The sequence below is a fragment of the Pseudarthrobacter sp. NPDC092419 genome, from assembly GCF_044755045.1.
Taxonomy (GTDB): domain Bacteria; phylum Actinomycetota; class Actinomycetes; order Actinomycetales; family Micrococcaceae; genus Arthrobacter.
This window is the reverse complement of the sequence record NZ_JBIVQF010000005.1, coordinates 14135-35660: the sequence shown is the minus strand read 5'-3', so window position 1 is coordinate 35660 and position 21526 is coordinate 14135. Positions and strand designations below refer to the sequence as shown.

The 21526-nt window shown below is 68.2% G+C and carries 20 protein-coding genes; 11 read left to right on the top strand and 9 right to left on the bottom strand.

The window, feature by feature from the left end:
* Positions 1-14: 14 nt before the first annotated feature.
* On the bottom strand, positions 15-473 hold the full coding sequence (locus tag ACIQC0_RS09595) for an SRPBCC family protein (protein ID WP_400534586.1): 459 nt from the start codon (positions 471-473) through the stop codon (positions 15-17).
* 62 nt (positions 474-535) lie between these two features.
* Between ACIQC0_RS09595 and ACIQC0_RS09590 the strand changes: the two genes are divergently transcribed.
* The 7 genes from ACIQC0_RS09590 (at position 536) to ACIQC0_RS09560 (ending at position 8547) form a co-directional block, all read left to right on the top strand.
* A complete protein-coding gene (locus ACIQC0_RS09590) occupies positions 536-1702 on the top strand; it encodes an RtcB family protein (protein ID WP_400534584.1) in 1167 nt (388 codons plus the stop codon).
* Positions 1703-1822: 120 nt separating this feature from the next.
* Positions 1823-2968: an ABC transporter substrate-binding protein gene (locus tag ACIQC0_RS09585; RefSeq protein WP_400534828.1), complete on the top strand. Its 1146-nt coding sequence runs from the start codon at positions 1823-1825 to the stop codon at positions 2966-2968.
* 30 nt (positions 2969-2998) lie between these two features.
* On the top strand, positions 2999-3724 hold the full coding sequence (locus ACIQC0_RS09580) for an ABC transporter ATP-binding protein (protein ID WP_400534582.1): 726 nt from the start codon (positions 2999-3001) through the stop codon (positions 3722-3724).
* Positions 3714-4655 carry an ABC transporter permease gene (locus ACIQC0_RS09575; RefSeq protein WP_400534580.1) on the top strand — a complete coding sequence of 314 codons (942 nt, stop codon included), beginning with the start codon at positions 3714-3716 and terminating at the stop codon, positions 4653-4655. Before ACIQC0_RS09580 ends, ACIQC0_RS09575 begins: the two co-directional genes overlap by 11 nt.
* A gap of 111 nt (positions 4656-4766) precedes the next feature.
* The gene (locus tag ACIQC0_RS09570; RefSeq protein ID WP_400534578.1) at positions 4767-5711 is read left to right on the top strand and encodes a PLP-dependent cysteine synthase family protein; all 945 of its coding nucleotides are present in this window, start codon (positions 4767-4769) and stop codon (positions 5709-5711) included.
* 82 nt (positions 5712-5793) lie between these two features.
* Positions 5794-7059: a uroporphyrinogen-III C-methyltransferase gene (gene cobA, locus ACIQC0_RS09565; protein WP_400534576.1), complete on the top strand. Its 1266-nt coding sequence runs from the start codon at positions 5794-5796 to the stop codon at positions 7057-7059.
* 21 nt (positions 7060-7080) lie between these two features.
* Complete coding sequence (locus ACIQC0_RS09560) at positions 7081-8547, top strand: FAD-dependent oxidoreductase (RefSeq protein WP_400534574.1); 1467 nt, start codon at positions 7081-7083, stop codon at positions 8545-8547.
* 12 nt (positions 8548-8559) lie between these two features.
* Here the strand turns inward: ACIQC0_RS09560 and ACIQC0_RS09555 are convergent, their stop codons facing one another.
* Genes ACIQC0_RS09555 through ACIQC0_RS09545 form a run of 3 tightly spaced genes read right to left on the bottom strand, consistent with a single transcriptional unit; the run spans position 8560 to position 10149 of the window.
* Complete coding sequence (locus ACIQC0_RS09555) at positions 8560-9000, bottom strand: SRPBCC family protein (RefSeq protein ID WP_377214574.1); 441 nt, start codon at positions 8998-9000, stop codon at positions 8560-8562.
* Between the two features lie 32 nt (positions 9001-9032).
* Positions 9033-9860 carry a DUF1206 domain-containing protein gene (locus ACIQC0_RS09550; protein ID WP_377214575.1) on the bottom strand — a complete coding sequence of 276 codons (828 nt, stop codon included), beginning with the start codon at positions 9858-9860 and terminating at the stop codon, positions 9033-9035.
* A 4-nt stretch (positions 9861-9864) separates the two neighbouring features.
* Positions 9865-10149 carry a hypothetical protein gene (locus ACIQC0_RS09545; RefSeq protein WP_377214576.1) on the bottom strand — a complete coding sequence of 95 codons (285 nt, stop codon included), beginning with the start codon at positions 10147-10149 and terminating at the stop codon, positions 9865-9867.
* A gap of 157 nt (positions 10150-10306) precedes the next feature.
* On the opposite strand from ACIQC0_RS09545, the gene ACIQC0_RS09540 reads away from it, so the two are divergent.
* Positions 10307-10843 carry a hypothetical protein gene (locus ACIQC0_RS09540; RefSeq protein ID WP_400534571.1) on the top strand — a complete coding sequence of 179 codons (537 nt, stop codon included), beginning with the start codon at positions 10307-10309 and terminating at the stop codon, positions 10841-10843.
* 97 nt (positions 10844-10940) lie between these two features.
* Here the strand turns inward: ACIQC0_RS09540 and ACIQC0_RS09535 are convergent, their stop codons facing one another.
* From ACIQC0_RS09535 to ACIQC0_RS09525, 3 genes are all read right to left on the bottom strand, one after another.
* Positions 10941-12113: an AI-2E family transporter gene (locus ACIQC0_RS09535; RefSeq protein ID WP_400534569.1), complete on the bottom strand. Its 1173-nt coding sequence runs from the start codon at positions 12111-12113 to the stop codon at positions 10941-10943.
* Positions 12114-12254: 141 nt separating this feature from the next.
* Positions 12255-12935 (bottom strand): FadR/GntR family transcriptional regulator, encoded by a 681-nt coding sequence (locus tag ACIQC0_RS09530; RefSeq protein ID WP_400534567.1) that lies wholly within the window; start codon positions 12933-12935, stop codon positions 12255-12257.
* Positions 12936-12943: 8 nt separating this feature from the next.
* Positions 12944-14260, bottom strand: a complete 1317-nt coding sequence (locus tag ACIQC0_RS09525; protein WP_400534565.1) for a CynX/NimT family MFS transporter — start codon at positions 14258-14260, stop codon at positions 12944-12946.
* A gap of 111 nt (positions 14261-14371) precedes the next feature.
* Here ACIQC0_RS09525 and ACIQC0_RS09520 point away from each other — a divergent pair, with 111 nt between their 5' ends.
* The gene (locus ACIQC0_RS09520) at positions 14372-15952 is read left to right on the top strand and encodes a CHAD domain-containing protein (protein WP_400534563.1); all 1581 of its coding nucleotides are present in this window, start codon (positions 14372-14374) and stop codon (positions 15950-15952) included.
* Positions 15953-15959: 7 nt separating this feature from the next.
* On the opposite strand, the gene ACIQC0_RS09515 is transcribed toward ACIQC0_RS09520, so the two are convergent.
* A complete protein-coding gene (locus tag ACIQC0_RS09515) occupies positions 15960-17444 on the bottom strand; it encodes a PucR family transcriptional regulator (RefSeq protein WP_377214582.1) in 1485 nt (494 codons plus the stop codon).
* A gap of 170 nt (positions 17445-17614) precedes the next feature.
* On the opposite strand from ACIQC0_RS09515, the gene ACIQC0_RS09510 reads away from it, so the two are divergent.
* Both ACIQC0_RS09510 and gabT read left to right on the top strand, forming a co-directional pair.
* Complete coding sequence (locus tag ACIQC0_RS09510) at positions 17615-19045, top strand: gamma-aminobutyraldehyde dehydrogenase (RefSeq protein WP_400534560.1); 1431 nt, start codon at positions 17615-17617, stop codon at positions 19043-19045.
* A 13-nt stretch (positions 19046-19058) separates the two neighbouring features.
* The gene (gene gabT / locus ACIQC0_RS09505; RefSeq protein ID WP_377214584.1) at positions 19059-20429 is read left to right on the top strand and encodes a 4-aminobutyrate--2-oxoglutarate transaminase; all 1371 of its coding nucleotides are present in this window, start codon (positions 19059-19061) and stop codon (positions 20427-20429) included.
* Here gabT and rarD read toward each other — a convergent pair.
* Positions 20413-21471 carry an EamA family transporter RarD gene (rarD, locus tag ACIQC0_RS09500; RefSeq protein ID WP_377214585.1) on the bottom strand — a complete coding sequence of 353 codons (1059 nt, stop codon included), beginning with the start codon at positions 21469-21471 and terminating at the stop codon, positions 20413-20415. The two genes, gabT and rarD, sit on opposite strands and share 17 nt — an antisense overlap.
* Positions 21472-21526 lie beyond the last annotated feature (55 nt).

Below are 21526 nucleotides of genomic sequence, written 5' to 3'. Positions count from 1 at the left end.
CCGCCCGGCAACGGTTATGCGGTTCCGGGCCGGTTATGCGGGTCGGCTTCGAGGATCGACTTCAGCTTCTGCAGGTCCTTGCGGTTCTCCCGGCGCATCAAAGGCGCCATGAACAGCCCTGCCAGCCGCGAGAAACCCGAGGGGCTCCCGCTGTTGCCGAGCGTCATCCGGGTCCCGCCGTCGTCGTCCGTCCATGTGTAGGTGGTCTGCATGGGGAAGGGGCCCTGCGCGGTCCGCATGACCAGCCGCTCGCCGGGGACGTACTCCACGAACTCGTACGTGTAATTGAGCTCGCGGCCCAGGAACTTCGCCGTGAACGCTACCCTCGTGCCGGGGCCGACCGGCCCGTCCGTGAGCCTCTGCGCACGGTGGATGTTCGCGTACCACTGTGGGGCGTTGTCCGGGTTGGCCGCGTACTCCGCCACCTCGGCGCGGGGCCGGTTGATGACCATCTCGGTCTGGACATTCACCATAGGTGCCTCCTCGTTGCGGGGTTAGTCTGGAACCCACGTTAGTCCGGGGCGGCGGGAGAACCATGGAAACCATCAACGGCAAGCTGCTGAACTGGGCGTCCATCCTGGATGAGAAGACCCGCGAACAGGCCGTGATGACCGCCGACCTGCCGTTCATCTACCCGCACCTGGCACTGATGCCGGACGCGCACCTGGGCAAGGGCGCCACTGTCGGCTCCGTGATTCCCACGCTCGGCGCGATCATCCCGGCGGCGGTGGGCGTTGACATCGGCTGCGGCATGATCGCGGTCCGGACCCAGTATTCCCTGGCCGACCTGCCCGCAGACCGGCGGCCGCTGCGCGAAGGCATCGAGCGGGCTGTCCCTCTCTCTGCCGGACATAACAACAAAAAGGTGCTTCCGACGGCGGCGCCCCGGGTTGCGAAGCTGCAGTCACGCGCCGCGGTGGCCGGGTTCGATCCAGCCCGGTACGTCCCGGCTTGGGACCTGCAGCTGGGATCGCTCGGGTCAGGGAACCACTTCATCGAGGTGTGCGCGGACGAGGCTGACGGCGTATGGCTGTTCCTGCACTCGGGCTCGCGGGGCATCGGGAACAAGATCGCGCAGCACCACATCGGCGTGGCACGGCAGGCGGCGGCCAGGCTGAAGGTGCACCTGCCGAATCCGGACCTGGCCTACCTGGAGGAGGGAACGGCCGAGTTCGACCGATACATCGCCGAGCTCCGCTGGGCGCAGCACTTCGCCCTCTTGAACCGCGAGGAAATGATGGACCGGGTGACTACCCAGTTTGCGCAGTTCGTGGGAGGGCCGGTCAAAGAGCTGGAGCGCATCAACTGCCATCACAACTTCACCCAGCAGGAGACGCATTACGGAAAGTCCGTCTGGGTCTCACGCAAGGGCGCGATCAAAGCCGAGCCCGGCGATCCGGGACTAATCCCGGGATCCATGGGAACGGCGTCGTACGTCGTGGCGGGGCTCGGGAACCGGGCGTCGCTGAACTCCTCGCCGCACGGGGCAGGCCGGGAGTACTCACGCAACGCCGCCCGCAAGGCCTTCACCCTTGAGGAGCTCAAGCGGGCAATGCGGGGCATCGAGTTCCGCGCCTCCGAAGCCTTCATCGACGAAATCCCCGCCGCCTACAAACCCATCGATGTGGTGATGCAGGACGCCGCGGACCTGGTCGCGGTGCGGCACAAGCTCCGGCAGCTGGTCAACGTCAAGGGGAACTAAACCGTGTCTCCGCGGCCGAATGTGACGCCAGATTAACCCGCGTGACCCCCGGTTTCCGCGTCATTGAATGGGGTTTGGGGCACTCCCTATGGTGAAACAATGACTAGTTCCAAGCCCGGGATGCGGCGCATCGTGGCAGGCGAAAGCGCGGTGCCCCGGCGCAGGCGTGCCATCGAGGCCGCCTTGGCCATCGGGCTTGTCCTGCTGATCGTGGCAGGAGCCGTCGTGGCGTCCAACCTCTCCCGGAATCCGGAAGCGGAAGCCGCGGCTACAGGCCCGGCCGCCGAGCTCCGGCTGGGCTACTTCGGCAATGTAACGCACGCGCCGGCGCTGGTGGGCGTCAATAAGGGGTTCCTCGCCGAGGCCCTCGGCAGCACCACCCTCAGCACCGAGACTTTCAACGCCGGCCCGGCAGCCATTGAGGCCCTCAACGCCGGCGCCATCGATGCTGCCTACCTGGGGCCCAACCCCGCCATCAATTCCTACGCCACCAGCAGGGGCGAATCCGTACGGGTCATCGCCGGGGCGGCGGCCGGGGGCGCGCAGCTGGTGGTCAAGCCCGGCATCAGCTCGGCGGCGGACCTGCGCGGCAAAACTCTGGCCACGCCCCAGCTGGGCGGCACCCAGGACGTGGCCCTCCGAGCCTGGCTGGCCGCGCAGGGCTACAAGACCAGCGTGGACGGCAGCGGCGACGTCGCCATCAACCCCACCGACAACGCCCAGACCCTCAAGCTCTTCCAGGACGGAAAGCTCGACGGCGCGTGGTTGCCTGAGCCTTGGGCGTCGCGGCTGGTGCTCCAGGCCGGAGCCCGGGTGCTGGTGGACGAGAAGGACCTGTGGGACGGAACCGGAACCGGCAAGCCTGGCCAGTTCCCCACCACCGTGCTGATCGTGAACCAGCAGTTCGCTGCCGCCCATCCCGAGACTGTCCAGGCGCTGCTGGCCGGGCACGCCGAGGCGGTGGCCTGGCTGAACGCGGCGCCGGAAGCAGAAAAAGCGCAGGTCATCAACGCAGCGCTGGAGGAAGACGCCGGAGCGGCGCTTCCCCGGAACGTGCTGGACCGGGCCCTGGCCAACATCACGTTCACCCTGGACCCGCTGGCCGGAAGCTACCCGCGGCTGTTGCGGGACGGCGTCGAGGCGGGGACTACGAAGGAGGCCGACATCAATGGCCTGTTCGACCTTCGCGCACTGAACCAGGTCTCCGGCGCCGGCGCGCCGTCAGGTGCCGACCCGATATCCGCCGCAGGCCTCGGCCAGGACTGACCCGCTTTCCCACAAACTTAAGGACTCACCATGCCAGTCGTACTGGAACACCTGGGCAAGCGCTTCGGCGACGGCGCCCCGGTCCTGGATGACGTCAATGCCAACATTGCCCCGGGTGAGTTCGTTGCCCTCCTTGGTGCGTCGGGCTGCGGCAAGTCCACCCTGCTGAACATCATCGCGGGCCTGGAGGCACCGACGTCGGGCGCTTTGGAAGTGCCCAGCGACGGAGCGGCGTTCATGTTCCAGGACGCGGCGCTGTTCCCCTGGCTGACCGCACGGGAGAACGTCCAGCTGGCGCTGAAGATGCGCGGCGTGGGCAAGGCGGAGCGGCAGGCCAGGGCACAGGAGCTGCTTGAGCTGGTGCACCTCGGAGCCGCCGGCGACAAGCGCCCGCACGAACTCTCCGGCGGCATGCGGCAGCGCGTATCCCTGGCCCGGGCGCTGGCCCAGGACCGGCAGCTGCTGCTCATGGACGAGCCGTTCGCCGCGCTCGACGCGATCACCCGCGACCTGCTGCACGACGAACTCGAGCGCATCTGGAAGGAAACCGGACGAACCATCGTCTTCGTGACCCACAACGTCCGGGAAGCCGTGCGGCTGGGCCAGCGCGTGCTGCTGCTGTCCTCCCGCCCGGGCCGCGTGGTCCAGGAGTGGGACGTCACCGAGGAACACCGAACCGACGCCGGGCTCGCCGGCCAGCTGACCGGGGTCATTACCGCCCGGCTGCGGGAGGAGATTCGCCGCCATGCCAAGTAACCCCACCCCGTTGGAGGACAAGCCCCGCGCCGACGCCCCGCACATCCACGCCGCGCTGACCCGCACGTCCACCGGAAACGAGGACCTGCGGGAACTTGAATCCGGGCTGGATTCGCTGCAGTCCGACGCCGCGGGCAAGCACCGGATCGACTGGTCCCGCGCCTTCCTGCCCGCCGCGGCGCTGGCGGTGCTGGTCCTCATCTGGCAGTTCTATGTGTCCCTCGGCTTCAAGCGGCGGGACCAGGTCCCCGGGCCGCTGGATGTGCTGGGCCAGCTGGGGACCCTCTGGGGTGACGCCAAGCTGCAGGAAGCGGTGTGGACTTCGCTGGAGCGCGGGCTGGTCGGCTTCCTGATTTCGGTGGCCATCGCGACGCCGGTGGGGCTGTTGCTGTCCCAGGTCGCGCCGCTCCGCCGGGCGTTCGGGCCGCTGATCTCCGGCCTGCAGGTGCTGCCGTCCGTGGCGTGGGTCCCGGCGGCGATCATCTGGTTCGGACTGACCGACGCCACCGTCTACTTCGTGGTGTTTATGGGGGCGATCCCGTCCATCATCAACGGGCTGATTTCCGGCGTTGACCAGATCCCGCCGCAGTACCGCCGCGTGGGGACCGTGCTGGGTGCGTCCCGGCTGCAGATGGCGCTGCAGATCATCCTGCCGGCCGCCCTTCCGGGCTACTTGGGCGGCCTGAAGCAGGGCTGGGCGTTCTCGTGGCGCTCGCTGATGGCTGCCGAAATCATTGCTGTGGGCGGGACCATTGGGTTCGGCCTCGGCTCGCTGCTGGACCAGGGCCGCGATCTCTCGGACATGACCATCGTGATGGCCGCGATCCTGCTGATCCTCGGCGTCGGCATCCTGATTGAGCTGCTGGTGTTCGGCCCGATCGAGAAGCGGCTCCTCCGCCGGCGCGGGCTCCTGGCCGGCAGCACCCGCTGAACCGGGGGAGGGAACGGCCTTCTCTGGCGTCCCCGGCCCGGCCGGGTATAGCTTGAACCGTAGCCGGCAACTCCTGCGAGTCCGGGCTGGCGCTAAGCGTGAGGCGGACACATGGAACGTGCGGTCGGAACGGATGAAGGCGTACTGGCGGGGATAGGTTCGACCCCCCTGATTGAACTGCGGAAAGTTGTGCCGCCCGGCTCTGCCCGGGTGCTCGCGAAACTGGAGTTTGCGAACCCTACGGGGAGCATGAAGGACCGCATGGCCTTGGCGGCGATCACGGCTGCAGAAGCCCGGGGCGACATCAGCCCGGGGGACACCGTCGTCGAGTACACCGCCGGGACCACAGGCATTTCCCTGGCGCTCGTCTGCGCAGCCAAGGGCTACAAGCTCCATGTGGTTTTTTCCGACGCGTTCAGCGACGAGAAACGGCGGACCATGGAAGCGCTGGGGGCCACCGTCGAAGATGTTCCCAGCGACCACGGAAAAATCACGGAACAGCTGATCAAAGCCATGATCGCCCGTGCCGGTGAGTTGAGCGCACAGCCGGGCCACTGGGCCTGCGACCAGCTCAACAACCATGACGCCATCACGGGCTACCTGGCCCTGGGCGAGGAGATTTGGCAGCAGTCCTACGGCCGCGTTGACGCCTTTGTCCAGTTCGTGGGCACCGCCCACTCGATCCACGGGACGGCGCGCGGCCTGCGGGCACACATCCCGGGGGCCCGCATCATCGCGGCGGAACCCGCCGAATCGGCTGTGCTGTCCGGCGGACCGACCGGGTCCCACCGTATTGAGGGCACGGGCATTGGGTTCGTTCCGCCGTTGTGGGAACCTGCCGAAGTCGATGGGATCGAAAGGGTCACCTCCGAGGAGGCCATGGCGATGAGCCGGCGGCTTGCCCTTGAAGAGGGAATCTTCGCCGGTACCTCGTCCGGCGGGAACGTTGTGGCGGCCCTGCGCATCGCCAAAGACCTCGGCCCGGAAGCCACCGTGGTCACGGTCATGGTCGATTCCGGGTTCCGCTATCTCAGCACCGGCCTGTACGGGGACTGACTATGTGACGCAGGATTACCTTGCGTGAACTGGTGTTGCTGGGCCTTTGTGGGTGATTGTGACGCGGCCCTACCGTTGATTCATGGCAATTCAGGATATCTACCCCACAGCGCTGCGGCTGCTCGGCCGTCCCGTGCTGGTGGTGGGCGGGGGACCGGTGGCTACACGCCGCGCCAAGGGCCTGCTCGACGCCGGTGCCGTTGTCACCGTGGTGGCTCCCGTTGCCTCCGCAGCCCTCCAGGACCTGGCCGACGCCGGCCTGGTCACCTGGGCAGCGCGCCCTTACGTTTCGAGTGACGTCGACGGCGTCTGGTTCGTCCAGACCGCCACCGGCGATCCCAGCGTGGACGCCCAGGTATCGGCCGACGCCGAGGCGCAGCGCGTTTGGTGCGTCAATGCCTCCGACCACGAAGCTTCCGCAGCCTGGACCCCCGCCGTGGCCGAAGTGGATGACGTCAAGATCGCCGTCAACGCCGGGGGAGACCCGCGCCGCGCCATGGCCGTCCGTGACGCCGTGGCCACCGCCCTGGAAACCGGGGATCTTCCGCTGCGCCGCCGCCGCGCCCACCGCGGCTCCGTTGCGCTGGTGGGCGGAGGACCCGGCGATACCGGCCTCATCACCGTCCGCGGCCGCCGGCTCCTGGGTCAGGCCGATGTCGTGGTTGCCGACCGCCTCGGTCCCCGCGAACTGTTGAACGAACTCGCCCCTGACGTCCGCGTCATTGAGGTGGGCAAGACCCCCGGCCACCACCCCGTGCCGCAGTCTGAGATCAACCGCATCCTGGTGGAAGAAGCCCTCAAGGGCCACCGCGTGGTCCGGCTCAAGGGCGGCGACCCGTACGTCCTGGGCCGCGGCGGCGAGGAAGCCGAGTACTGCCGGCAGCACGGCGTCGAGGTCGAGGTCGTGTCCGGTGTTACCTCCGCGATTTCCGTTCCCGCAGCCGCGGGCATCCCGGTCACGCACCGCGGTCTTGCCAAGGGCTTCAGCGTGGTCACCGGCCACGAGGAACTGTCCGAGGTTCCGGCCCGTGCAGACCACACCATCGTCCTGCTGATGGGCGTCGGTCAGCTCCGCGAATCCGCGTCCGCGCTGGGCGAAGCCGGCCTGCCGCAGGACACCCCTGTTGGTATCGTGGAGAACGGCTATTTGCCCAACCAGCGCGTGACGATTGGCACGCTTGGTTCGATCGCCGACCAGGCCCAGGCCGCCGGCGTCGCAAATCCCGCAGTCATTGTCATCGGCGACGTTGTGCGCGTGAGCCCGTTCGCTCCGGCGCATTTCAAAACCGCTGACTACGGCACCACCACCCCGAACAGCCCCCGCAAACCCCGAGTCCTCACCTCCTAGTCGAACAAAAGGAACACAGCCGTGTCATCAAGCACCACCGTAGGTTCTGCCGAACGTCCGCTGCGCGTCGCCGTCGTGGGCTCTGGCCCGGCCGGCGTCTACGCCGCGGACATCCTCACCAAGAGCGAGGCCGTCAAGAGCGGCGAGCTGACCGTGAGCATCGACCTCTTTGACCGCTACCCGGCACCCTACGGCCTGATCCGCTACGGCGTTGCCCCGGACCACCCGCGCATCAAGGGCATCGTCAACGCCCTGCACAGGGTCCTGGACCGCGGCGACATCCGCTTCTTCGGCAACGTGGACTATGGCACCGACCTCACCATCGAGGATCTCCGCACCCACTATGACGCCGTCATCTTCGCCACCGGCGCCATCAAGGACGCGGATCTGAACATCCCGGGCATCGAGCTGGAAGGCTCCTTCGGCGGCGCCGACTTCGTCTCCTGGTACGACGGCCACCCGGACGTGCCGCGTGAATGGCCGCTGGACGCCAAGGAAATCGCTGTCCTCGGTAACGGCAACGTGGCCCTGGACGTGGCCCGCGTCCTGTCCAAGCACGCCGACGACCTGCTCAGCACCGAGGTCCCGGACAACGTCTACGCCGGACTGAAGAACTCGCCCGTCACGGACGTGCATGTCTTCGGCCGCCGTGGCCCCGCCCAGGTCAAGTTCACCCCGCTGGAACTGCGCGAACTGTCCCACTCCAAGGACGTGGACATCATCCTCTACCCGGAGGACTTCGAGTTCGATGAGGAATCGGACCGCCAGATCCAGAGCAACAACCAGACCAAGACCATGGTGGGTACGCTGACCAACTGGATCGCCGAGCAGCCCGAGGACGTTTCCGAACTGACGGCATCCCGCCGCCTGCACTTGCACTTCCTGCACAGCCCGGTGGAGATCTACGACGACCCGGAGACCCCGGGCAAGGTTGCCGGCATCAAGTTCGAACGCACCGAGCTGGACGGCACCGGCAACGCGCGCGGCACCGGCGAGTTCGTCGACTACCCGGTCCAGGCCGTGTATCGCGCCATCGGCTACTTCGGTTCCGCCCTGCCGGACGTTGAGTTCGACCACAAGAAGGGTGTGGTGACGAACGACGGCGGCCGCGTCCTGGGCGCCGACGGCCAGCACGTGCCGGGTCTCTACGCCACGGGCTGGATCAAGCGCGGACCGGTCGGTCTCATCGGGCACACGAAGGGCGACGCCCTGGAAACCGTCACCTACCTGCTCGAAGACCGCGAAAACCTGCCGGTCGCCGAGGCGCCCGCAGAGAGCGCCGTCGTCGAACTCTTGGAAAACCGCGGCGTGGAGTTCACGTCCTGGGAAGGCTGGCTGGCCCTGGACGCCCACGAACTGGCGCTGGGCGCGGCTGCCACGGAGGCCGGCGGCTCGCACGGCGTCGAGGTCAAGCGTGAGCGCATCAAGGTTGTCCCGCGTGAGGACATGGTCACCATCTCCCGCGACGGTGTAGCCGCCCAGGTCTAACGCCGGACCGCTTTACCGCCCTGCACCGCCTGCCGCCATGAGCTCCAGGCGGTGCAGGGTTTCGCGGTTCCGGACCGAAATCGCCGGATCGCGGAACGCCTTGGGCACCCGCTTTCCCGGCCCCCGGATCGCGTCCTCCATGATGGTCACCAGGCACTGGTCGCCCCGGTCCTCGAGCGTCAGCACCACTTTTGCCTCGCCCATGGGCCAGCCGCGCGCCACCAGCTCCAGCCGCTGACCGGGCTCCACGGCGGTGACCCGGCTGCTGTCGTTGATCACCAGCGGCCAGGCGCCGACGGAGTGGTAGAGCCGGGCACCTTCCTGCGGCCAGTGGTCGTCCACCGCCCGGATGCGGGAAGCACCAACCACCCAGCCGGAGTACAGCCAGCCGTCGGAGATCACCTTCCAGACGTTGGCGGCGGGGGCATTGAACAGCCGGGACACGGTCGACATGGCGTTCCTTCCATAGGGTCGGTGGGGAAATCCTACATGCGTCCGAAACGGGCGCGGATGAGCGCGAAGATGCCGTAGGCGATGAATCCCACGCCAATGGCCACCAGCAGGTAGGGCCCGAACGGATGCTCACGGAGGGCCTTGAGGCTGCCGTCCAGCCCGGTGGATTCCTCGGGGCGGTGCTTGGCAGCGGCGATGACGAACAGCAGTCCGGCGAGGTTGAGCGCAACCCCCTTGGCCGCATGCCCGGCGACGCCGAGAGTGTCTATGAGGCGGCCCCGGCGGGTACCGTCGAACGCCAGGAGCTCCTCCTTGAAACCCCGCCGAAGGCCCTTGATGACGAAGTAGACCCCAACGCCCATGATGGTCAGGCCGAGGGCGGCCAGCACCCACGGGCCCAGCGGGTGGGCCATCAGGGCGGCGCTGAAATCCCGGGTGCTGTCCCCGGAGTCGCCGGGCATTCCCGTGGCGAAGCCCGCGAAGCTGAGGCCCACGCTGGCATAGGCCACCGAAAGGAAACCTGACGAGACGAGCTTGGCCGCGCGTTCCTTGCGCGGGAGGTGCCGGGCACGGAGGGTGGCCTCGCTGGCCTGCCACAGCCCCAGTCCAGCGCACGCAGCCACGCTCGCCCACATGACGGCCGGTCCCCAAGGGTTCGCGGCCAGCTGTTCTATGGCACCCGTGGGTTCCGCCTGCCCCGGCTGGCCCAGCGCGATGGCGACGGCGATGGCACCCACGATGAGGTGCAGGAGGGCCATCACGGCAAAACCGGCGCGCGCCAGTACATCCAGGGCCTTGGCATTGGACGCGTCCTCGATGACGTCCGCGGCCTGGCTGAGGGTGGAGTCGGGGTTTGCCATGGCCTCAGCCGTTCATGGGCCCTTCGGCGCGCAGCTTCTCGGCGCCGGGTCCTTCAACGTGGATGGTGCAGCGGACCACCAGGCGGCCCGGAGCGTTCTCCAGTTCCACCAGGGAGTCGTCCCCGCTGAGCACCGTGAAGGCCTCGGATCCGGGAACCGCATCCACCCCCTTGGCGGCTGCCGTTTCCCGGGCGTTCTTCAGCGCCTCACGCTGGAGCCCCTCCACGTAGGAGGTGTCGGATTCACGTGCCGGGTCCCCGAAGGCCCAGCCAAATAAGGTGCCTGTCATTCCCATGGCGACGATATTACGGGGTCGCGCCGCGAAAAGACGGACTTTCGTAACATTAGTAAGTGTGCTTACGATAAGGGCAGTGCGGCCCCTGCGGCTGCGGGCCGGCACAGTGAAAGCCGGCACGGTGAATCCGAATCGACGTTAGGAACGCATCATGGCAGGAAACCTCATTGCCCGCTCAGTCCACGACCTGACGGCGGCAGCATGGTTCGGCGGGTCCCTCATGGGCGCCATCGGCCTCAACGGGGCGGCAGCCCAGGCCAAGGACCCGGCCGAACGCACCCGGCTCTCCAGTGCCGGGTGGATGAAGTGGGCGCCGGTCCAGACAGCCGCCTTTGCCTCGCACCTGGTGGCGGACCTCGCCATCGCCTGGGAGAACAAGGGGCGGATCGCCAAGCAGGATGGAGTTGCCCGGGACACGGCGATCAAGACGGCGGTCACGGTCGCAGGCGCAGCGGTGACGCTGTACTCGGGCATCCTGGGCAAGAAGGTGGAGAAGCTTGCCGGGGAGGGCGCCGAGGGTGCCACCGAACCCCGTTCCGGCGCCTCCAAAGAGCTGAAATCCGCCCAGGAGCAGCTGAAGATGCTGCAATGGATCATCCCCGTCTTTGCCGGCGCAGTGGTTGTCCTCGGCGCGAAGCACGGCGAGATGCAGCGGCCCAAGAACGTCCTCGCCGGCCTCCGCGGCTAGGCACCCGGCTGGCCCGGGCGGCCTCCACCACACGCAAATGACGACGGTCCGGCACCCGGGTGCCGGACCGTCGTCGTGCGTCCGCTCTCCGAAGAGGCTAGACCGGGTGGGTATTGGCCGGCGGCAGGTCCGGGTTCATGTCCGTGAGGCTGGGGTCCTCCGCGGTCCACACCTGGATGATTGCCCAGACGACGGCGGCGAGCGGCACTGAGAGCACCGCGCCGACGATTCCGGCCAGGATGGTTCCGGCGGTCAGTGCCATCAGGATCACCAGCGCGTGCAGCTGGAGGGACTTGCCCATGACGATCGGCTGCAGGAGATCGCCCTCCAGCTGGTTGACCGCGACGACGACGGCCACCACGATCAGCGCCACCACCGGTCCGTTGGCCACGAGTGCAACGAGCGCCGCGAGGATGCCCGCAACCGTGGCACCAACCAGCGGGATGAACGCGGTAATGAAGACAATGATCGCCAGCGGGAAGGCCAGCGGAACCTGCAGGATCAGCAGGGCGGCGCCGATGGCGACGGCGTCAACGAGCGCCACGATGGCGGTACCGCGGACGTAGCCGCCCAGGACCTCCAGGGTGCGGCGGCCTACCCGGCGGAGTTTCGCCTCGCGGAGTCCGCTGAAGGGCCGGAGCAGGAAGTTCCAGATCTTGGCCCCGTCCTTGAGGAAGAAGAAGAGAATAACCACCATCAGGGCGGTCCCGGCCAGGAATTCAGTGACAACGGAGAGTCCCGTGATGGCTCGTGAGCGCGCCTGGCTGCTGGTGAGGAAGTCGACGATTCCCTGGCGTGCCTCCTGCAGCTGGCCCTGGTCGAGGGGAACCGGGCCGTTCAGGAGGAAATTCTCCAGCTCGTCCAAGCCGGACGAGGCCTGCTGGGCAAGATCGGCCCATTGGTTCCGCACGGACAGGTAGATGATCGTCCCGACGCCGGCCAGCAGGGCCAGGAGTGCCACGAACGCAATGCCGGTGGCCAGCCCGCCCGGGACATTGCGGCGGCGAAGCATGTTAACGAAGGGGCCGATGGCGGCAGCCAGGACCAGGGCGATAAGGACCGGGATCACCAGTAGTTTGATCTGCATCAGTGCGTAGACGGATACGGCTGCCAGCAGCAGGATCAGCAGGACCTGCGCGGCCCGGGTGCCGACCCTTCCCAGACCGTCGGCCCAGAGCGAGGCCGGTCCTGTTTTCGGAACCGGGGGTACTGCTGCCGGCGGGGCTTCGGTGCAGGCCCGGCGGGCGGCAAGGCGTGAAAAGGGCGCCATGGGAACTCCTCGTGGTGGGCTGGCGCCTGCGGACCAGGCGGACAGCAGGCGTGACTACCTCGTCTGACAGTAAGCCTACTGAGTGTTCCCGGGCGGCAGAAACCGACACGGCCATCGGCGGGGCGGTGGACGGAGTCGGCGCTACTCTGCCAGCCACTCCGCGCAGGAGTTCAGGTTCCGGCTGACCGTGGCCACGGCCGCTTCCTCGTCCCGGCGCTCAATGGCAGCCAGCAGCGCCCCGTGGCCTTCGTGCGGCAGTCCGTCGAATCCCGGCCGGCTGTGCTGGACGAGCAGGTCCTGGTGGAAGGCGGCCCCGAAACTGGCGTACAGCTCGTGCAGCAGCGGGTTCGCGGAGGCCAGGGCGACGCGTTCGTGGAACCGCCAGTCGGCCTCCGCCCATTCCGCGTAATTGCCGGCCTTCCAGGCCCGGTCCCGGGTGGCGAGGAGGCTGCGTAAGGCGGTGACGTCGTCGTCCGTTGCATGGCGTGCGGCCAGCCGCGCGGCCTGGGTGTCGAGCCCCAGCCGGACCTCCAGGACGTGTTGCTCAGTGTGGTCCTGGTAGAGCCGCCGGGCCGCCCCGGATATTTCGCTGGTGGCCCGGACATAGGTGCCGTCGCCGCGCCGGACTTCCAGCATGCCGGTGTGCGCTAAAGCTTTCACGGCTTCCCGGAGGGTTCCGCGCGAGACGCCCAGGCCTGCCATGAGCTCGGGCTCGGACGGAATGCGCCGGTCCAGGGGCCATTCGCCGGACTGGACCATGGCGCGGAGTTTGGCGGTGACTTCCTCGGCCAGGGGCTGGCGGTGCGAGGGGCTCAGTTCCATGGCTGCTCCTACTTCCCTCCGGTGCCCGCGGGCCCGCCGGCAGCGCCGGTGCCGGCCCGGGTCCCGGTCATCGCCCGGCCGGTCACCAGGTGTGAGACGACGATCTGCACCAGGGCAAGCGCCAGCAGAAGCGCGAGCGGCAGCGTCCAGGACCCGGTGGCGCTGTGCAGCAGGCCCATTCCGAACGGTCCGGTGGTGGCCAGCAGGTAGCCGGTGGACTGCGCCAGCGTGGACAGCGCGGTGGTCTCGGCGGTGCTGGCACCGCTGCGGCTGATCATCACCATCACCAGCGGGAAGATGCCCAGCCCAAACCCCAGCAGCACGGCCGGCAGCACGGCCAGTTCCGCCGGAAGGAGCAGCAGCAGCGCGAGTCCGGCGGCCATCGTGGCGCTGGCCAGGTAGAACGCCGGCCGGAGCATCCGTGGCCGGGATCCGATGGCGATCAGCACCATGCCCGCCGGCACGGACACCAGCTGCATCAGCCCGAACAGGAGCCCGCTGTCCGCTGCGCTTCGTCCCATGGTGGTGAGCATGTACGGGAACCAGCTCATGATCGCGTAGGCCAGCAGTGACTGGAGCGTGAAGATAGCGGTGAGCAGCACGCCCTTCCGGGTCCGCAGCAGCGGCCACGGTGAAACACGGGCGGCGGGGGTGCGGGGTTTGTTGCGGTGGGCATGCAGGGCGACAGGCAGGAAGCCAAGGAACGCTGCCACTGCGGTAATGCCGGTCGCCCCCACAGCGGCCGACGGCGACCCCAGCGCCTGCGCCAGCGGCACCACGGCGACGGATGTCACGGTGGCTCCGGTGGTCATCGTCACCGTGTAAAGCCCGGTCATCAGCGAGGTGCGGTGCGCGAAATGCTCGCGGATGAACGACGGCATCGCCACGTTGCACACCGCCAGCCCGGACATGCCCACGACGCTGCCTGCCACCAGCATGCCCGTCGCCGGAACGCCGCGCAGCAGCAGCCCGCCGGCCAGCATTGCCAGTGCCAGCAGGATCGCATTTTCCACGCCCAGCCTGCCCGTCAGCCACGAGGTTCCGGCGCCCGCCAGCGAAAAACAGAGGGTAGGAATGGACGGAATGATCGCAGCCACCAGTGTCCCGTACCCCAGGACCGCCTGCAGGTCGTGCAGCAGTGCGGACGCGCCGGTAATGCCCGCGCGGAGGTTGAGACCAATGAGGATCAGAGCAATGACACCGAAAACGACGGCGGAGCGCGCCGCGCGTGCGTCCGCCGGGGCCATCGAGGTAGTGACCGCAGTGGGGGCAGCGACAGCCCGGGGCGCCGAAGGCGCGGCGGACTGCGAACGTGGCGTTGGCATACCTCAAGGGTAAACGTTAGACGTTTGACGTCTAGTGGTTTGTGGCCAACCTCTCCCGGCCCGGCGGCAGGCGAAATAGACTGCAGGAAACACCACGGCGGAAGGACAGCCATGAACTTCGAGGGCATGGAAGTCGAGATGAAGTACGACGCCGACGCGGCGGCCCGGGTGCCGGGGCTTGCGGAGCTGCCCGGGGTCGCCCGTGTTGCGCCTCCCGGGGTGGACAGCCTCACCGCGGTGTACTTCGACAGCCCGGGCCGCGCGCTGGCCGGCCGCGGGATCACGCTCCGGCGGCGTACGGGCGGCACGGATGAGGGCTGGCACCTGAAGCTCGCGCCGGAACAACCGCCAGGGAATGGCGCCGATGCGGAGCCCGGGGCTCCCGAGGCCCGGCGGCGCCGCGAGCTGCACGCACCGCTGGGCCGCGCCGACGCCGTGCCGGATGCGCTCCTGGCCCACCTGCACGTGCACCTGCGCGGTGCCGACCTCGCTCCCTTGGTGCGGCTGGAAACGCAGCGGACCACGCACGCCCTCTACGGCCCCGACGGTACCCACCTGGCGGACCTGGCCGACGACAGCGTGACGGCCAGCCTCCTGCCCGCCGGAGGGGGGCCGTACCAGTGGCGGGAGTGGGAATTCGAACTGGTGCACGGCGGGCCTGATCTCCTGGGGCCCGCCGCGGACCTGCTCGCAGCGGCAGGCGCCACCCCCACCGCGCACGGGTCGAAACTGGCCAGGGCGCTCGCGGCGCTCGCAGAACCCCTCCCGGCGGACACCAAGAGGCCCCCGGGTGAAAGCACCCCGCAACTGGCGGCGGGCAAGGAAGCGCCGGCTGCCGCCGTCGTCGGCCTCTATTTTGCAACTCACCTGGACAAGCTGCTGGGCAATGACCCGGGCGTCCGGCTGGAGGAACCTGAGGCCGTGCACAACATGAGGTCCGCAGCGCGGCGGCTTCGGTCCGCGCTGGCCGCGTACCGAAAGCTGTACTCGAAGGCGCCTGTGCGCAGGCTGGCCGAGGAACTCAAGTGGCTGGGCGGCATGTTGGGCGGTCCGCGCGATGCCGAGGTCCTCCGGGAGCGGCTGGACCGGCACGCCGCGGAACTGCCGCCGGGGAAGGACTCGGCGGGAGCCCGGGAGCGGCTGGACCGGCACGGCGCGGAGGAGTTCGACGCCGGATACCGCCGCCTGCTGCTCGCGCTGGAGTCGGGGCGCTACTTCCGCCTCCTGGACGCGCTCGAGGATTTCCGGGACGCTCCGCCGCTGCGGCTCGACGGGGCCGGCACGAAGGCTACCCGGCGCGGCAGGAAGGTGTCCGCCCGGGCCGTCGCGAAGGCGGCAAAGCGCCTCCGCCGGGCCCAGGATAAGGCGTCCGGCACCGCCGCCGAGGGCGATTATGAGGAAGCGCTTCACCGGGTGCGGAAGGACGCCAAGCGGCTGCGGCACGTGGCAGAGTCAGCGGAACCTGTGCGGCGCAGGGCCCGCAAGGTGGCGAAGGCCGCACACCGGCAGCAGAAGGTGCTGGGCGATTTCCACGACGCCGTCATCGCCCGGGACCTGCTCGCCCGAATGGGCAGCGATGGACCCTATGCCGTCCTGCACGCAAGGGAGATCGAGTTGATGGCCGCGGCGGAGAAGAAATACCGGAAGGCCCGGAAGAAATCCCGCCGCCTCCTGCACGGCCGGATCACATAACGCCGTCTCAGGCGCGTTGAGTGGGCCGGGACTGACCCCGCGTTGCAGGAGGGGAGGGGGCGGACGGGCGGGAGGCGAGCCGGGCCACGGCCAGCGCCAGCCACAGCTGCACGCGGTCCGCGGTGACGGCGGGGTCGTATCCGGTGAGTTCGGTGATCTGTGCCAGCCGGTAGCGGACCGTGTTCCGGTGCAGCGTCAGCTCCTCGGCTACGGCAGCCACCGACCCGTTGTTGTTGAGGTAGCTTTCCAGCGTGCCCATCAGTTCGGAACCGTGGGCGGCATCGAAATTTCGCAGCGGAGTGAGCGATTCGTGGGCCATGTCCGCCAGCGGCACGTCCTCGCTGGCCAGCAGCAGGGAGGTAAGGCTCAGCCGCTCGGGTTCGTTGACGGGCAAGCCATGGCTGGCGGCGTCCCGGGCTTCGTAGTAGCTCCACCGCAGGCCGTTCGGTTTCGTATACGCCCCGCCAATCCCGATCGTCGCGTGGATCCCGGCTTCGGCGAGGTGGTCGCTGAGCCGGCGCGCCAGCGCAGGTGCCGCCCCGCCGTCGTCATTGACCACCAGCACCAGGTCCTTGTTGACGACGGCGGCCACCGCCTCCCCGAGTTCGCGCGGCACCGAGGTGCTGGCCAAGGCCTTGTGATGGGCAGCGGACACGGCCAGCAGCACCACGTTCTTGCGCGTGCTGTTGATGCCCACGCCGGCCAGGCGGCGCTGGGCCTCGCTGGTTTCGAGGGCGCCGTTGATGACGTCGTCCAGCACCTGCCCGCACAGTGCCCGCTGGGCCTGCCGCTGCTGGACCATGTTGTTCAGCTCCACGCTGATCAGGTTCTGGGCGTAGCCGATGATCCCGGTGTCCTCGAACGGTTGCCGGACCCACAGGGTGCACGCGTCCCGGCGGCCGGTTGGCACGGGGTAGGAGGACCAGGTCCCTGCGGACGGCACCTCGCCGGTGCTGTTGTAGAGCTCGGCCGTGAACTGGGTCAGGGCTATCCCGGTGCGCAGCATGCTGCCCAGCTGCTTGAGCAGCTCGCTGAGCCCGCCGCCGGTGAGGAGTGCACGCGCCAGCACCTGGTGCCCGGCAATCAATCGCTCCAGCTTGGCGTAGTGGTCCGCGGACTGGGCGTCCGCCACCAGCTTGCCGATGGCGATGAACGGCGTCTCGTATGGAACCTCCACCACGGGCAGGCCCCACCGGTTGGCCTCAGCCAGCAGCGCCGACGGCACGGTTTCGTGCGAGAGCCCCACGCCGAAGCCGATGCCCACGGCACCGGCGCGCTGCACTTGGCGGACAAAGCGGCGCTGGTCCGGGGCGGACCGGAGCCGCAGTCCAGTGGTGAGCACCAGTTCGCCGCCGTTGAGGAAACGCTGCGGGTCCTCCAGTTCGGTCACCGCGACCCAGTTGATGTCCTGGTGCCAGGTGGTCTCGGCCAGCCCTGCCTTGGACAGTTTCAGGGAACCGACACCCAGCAGGGCGGCAAGGGAAATAGCCATGGACCAAGGATAGTTCGATGCTGGTCAACCGCACTAAAGATTGCGGTCGACGGTGTGCAGGTGGCTATTCCCTGCCATGGGGTGCTGGCATAGGCTCGAGACAGAGCCAGCCGTCCGCTGCCGCCCACCCGCGCGGCCGCCGACAGCCCCACAGAAAGAGGTTGTACACCGTGGTCCAAACCTTGCAGAACTTCATCAACGGCGAATTCGTGACGCCCGCAGGCACCGACCTGCTGGACATCGTGAACCCCACCAACGGTGAAGTAGTGGCCAAGTCGCCCGTGTCGGTGGAGGCAGACGTCGATGCTGCCATGGCCGCCGCCAGGGACGCCTTCAAGTCCTGGAAGCACGTCACGCCGGGCCAGCGCCAGCTGATGCTGCTCAAGCTCGCGGACGCCATCGAGGCCAACAGCGACGAGCTCGTAGAGGCCCAGCACCGCAACACCGGCCAGGTGCGCTCGCTGATCGCGTCCGAGGAAGTGGCCGCCGGCGCCGACCAGCTCCGGTTCTTCGCAGGCGCCGCCCGCATCCTGGAAGGCAAGTCCGCAGGGGAGTACTTCGAGGGCCACACCTCCTACGTCCGCCGCGAACCCATCGGCGTGGTGGCCCAGGTTGCCCCGTGGAACTACCCGTTCCTGATGGCCATCTGGAAGATCGGCCCCGCGCTCGCCGCCGGCAACACGGTGGTCCTGAAGCCCTCCGACACCACCCCCGAATCCACCCTGGTCCTGGCCCGCCTGGCCGGGGAGATCTTCCCGGCCGGCGTGCTGAACGTGGTCCTGGGCACCGGACGTACCGGCTCGCTGATGGTGGAGCACAAGGTGCCGGGCCTGGTGTCCATCACCGGTTCGGTCCGCGCCGGTATCGCCGTTGCCTCCGGCGCCGCAAAGGGTCTCAAGCGCGCCCACCTGGAGCTGGGCGGCAAAGCGCCGGCCATCGTCTTCAAGGACGCTGACATTAAGAAGAGCGCCGCCTCCATTGCCGAGTTCGCGTTCTTCAACGCCGGCCAGGACTGCACGGCCATCACCAGGGTGCTGGTGGAGGAGTCAGTGCACGACGACGTGGTGGCGGCCATGGTGGAGCACACCAGGACGCTGCGCACGGGCTCGCAGGATGACTCGGAGAACTACTTTGGTCCGTTGAACAACGTCAACCACTTCAACGCGGTGAGCTCTGTGGTGGCCAACCTGCCGGAGAACTGCCGGATCGAAATCGGCGGCCACCCGGCGGGGGAGAAGGGCTACTTCTTCGAGCCCACCATCATCACCGGCGCCCGCCAGACGGACGACGTGGTCCAGCACGAAACCTTCGGCCCGGTGATCACCGTCCAGAAGTTCAGCACCGAGGAAGAAGCCGTGGAGCTGGCCAACGACGTTGACTACGCCCTTGCCTCCAGCGTCTGGACCACCAACCATGGAACGGCCATGCGCCTGAGCCGGGACCTGGACTTCGGCGCCGTGTGGATCAACACCCACATCCTCCTCACCGCCGAAATGCCGCACGGCGGGTTCAAGCAGTCCGGCTATGGCAAGGACCTCTCCATGTACGGCGTGGAGGACTACACGCGCATCAAGCACGTTATGTCAGCCCTCGACTCTTAAGAAAGCATTCATAATGACCACTACCGCATCTGACATCACCTTCCGCCTGGAGCAGAAGCGCCGCGTGCAGGCCGATTTCCCGGGTCCCAAGTCCGTGGCACTGGCAGAACGGCGCAAGGCCGTGGTTGCCGCCGGCGTCGCGTCCGGCGTTCCCGTCTACGTGGCGGACGCCGACGGCGGCATCATCCATGACGTGGACGGCAACTCCTTCATCGACCTCGGCTCAGGCATCGCGGTGACCAGCGTGGGCGCATCCGACCCCGCCGTCGTGGGTGCCGTCAAGGAAGCCGTGGAGCACTTCACGCACACCTGCTTCATGGTGACCCCCTACGAAGGCTACGTCGCCGTAGCTGAGCAGCTGAACCGCCTCACCCCCGGCGACCACGAGAAGCGCACGGTGCTGTTCAACTCCGGCGCCGAGGCGGTGGAGAACGCCGTGAAGGTGGCCCGCCTCGCCACGGGACGTGACGCCGTCGTCGCTTTCGACCACGCCTACCACGGCCGCACCAACCTGACCATGGCGCTGACCGCCAAGGCCATGCCGTACAAGACCAACTTCGGACCGTTCGCCCCCGAGGTGTACCGGATGCCGATGAGCTACCCGTACCGCGAGGAGAACCCCGCCATCACGGGCGCCGAGGCAGCCAAGCGCGCCATCACGATGATCGAGAAGCAGATCGGCGGCGAGTCCGTGGCCGCGATCATCATCGAACCCATCCAGGGCGAGGGCGGCTTCATCGTTCCGGCAGAAGGCTTCCTGCCGGCACTGGCTGAATGGGCCAAGGAGAAGGGCATCGTCTTCATTGCCGACGAGGTCCAGTCCGGGTTCTGCCGCACCGGCGAATGGTTCGCGGTCAACCATGAGGGCGTGGTGCCGGACATCATGACCCTCGCCAAGGGCATCGCCGGCGGCATGCCGCTCTCTGCGATCACCGGCCGCGCGGACCTGCTCGACGCCGTCCACCCCGGCGGGCTGGGCGGCACCTACGGCGGCAATCCCGTAGCCTGCGCCGCGGCGCTGGCATCCATCGGCACCATGGAGGAGTATGACCTCGCCGGCCGTGCCCGCCACATCGAAGCCGTCGCCACCGGCCGCCTCCGCGAACTGCAGGCGGACCTGGCCGGGACCGGGACCGGCGTCATCGGCGATGTCCGCGGCCGCGGTGCCATGCTGGCCATCGAGCTGGTTCAGGCGGGCTCGAAGGAACCCAATCCTGAACTGACCAAGGCAGTAGCCGCCGCCTGCCTCAAGGAGGGTGTCATCATCCTCACCTGCGGAACCTACGGCAACGTGATCCGCCTGCTCCCGCCGCTGGTCATCACGGACGAGCTGCTCAACGACGGACTGGACGTCCTGGCAGCTGCCATCAAGGCCCACGCGTAACAGCCGCTGCCCTGCGCGCCGCCGAGTTCTTCCGGGCGGCGCGCAGCATGTCCAGCGTCAGCAGGAGCAGTGCCAGCCACACCACGCCGAAGCCGATCCACCGCTCCAAGGGCATGGCTTCGCGGAACACCAGCAGCGCCACCACGAACTGCAGCAGCGGCGCCATGTACTGCAGTAGGCCGATGGTGGTCATGGGCAGCCGGCGGGCCGCAGCACCAAAGAACAGCAGCGGGACCGCCGTGATCACGCCGGAGGCCACCAGCAGCCAGAAGTGCCCCGCGCCCTGCGCGGTCAGGGTGGCGGTGCCGTTCAGGGCGAGGACCGCCATGGTGGCCGCGGCGAACGGCGCCAGCACCATGGTTTCCACGCTGAGGCTGGTCACAGCGTCCACCCTTGGCCCCACGCGTTTCTTCACGAAGCCGTACAGGCCGAAGGTCACCGCCAGGGTCAACGCAATCCAGGGAAGCTTTCCGTAGGAATAGGTGAGCACGCCCACCGCCACGAAACCGGTTCCGACGGCGGCCCACTGCAGCGGCCGCAGCCTTTCCTTGAGCACGAACACGCCCAGGAGCACGGATACCAGCGGGTTGATGAAGTACCCCAGCGCCGCCTCGACGGCCTGCCCTGTGGTCACGCCGTAGGTGTAGGTGAGCCAGTTGGCGGCGATCAGCGCGGCAGCCAGGGCCAGGGACCCGAATACCTTCCGGTCGCGGAAGGCCGCTGCCAGCGCCGGCCAGGCACGGGTGGCGGTAATGAGCAGGACGCAGAACACCAGCGACCACACCACCCGGTTGGCCACGATTTCGACGGCACCCGCCGGCATCAGCGCGAAGAAGTACAGCGGGAGCAGCCCCCACAGCCCGTAAGCGCCGACGCCGAAGAGGATTCCCGCCGTCGTCTCCTTGTCCACGGCCTTGGGGCCGGACGGCGTGGCCCCGGGAGATGTGGTGCCGGGCGCCCGGGGGCCTGCGGAGCGTGGGGCCGCTGCAGTGGCAGGGGCGCTGGCGGGGGTTACTCCATCGGGTGTAGGCACGCAACCCATAACATCACCACCGGGGCAGGTATTCCAGCACGCCATGCGGGGGAAAACGGCACTG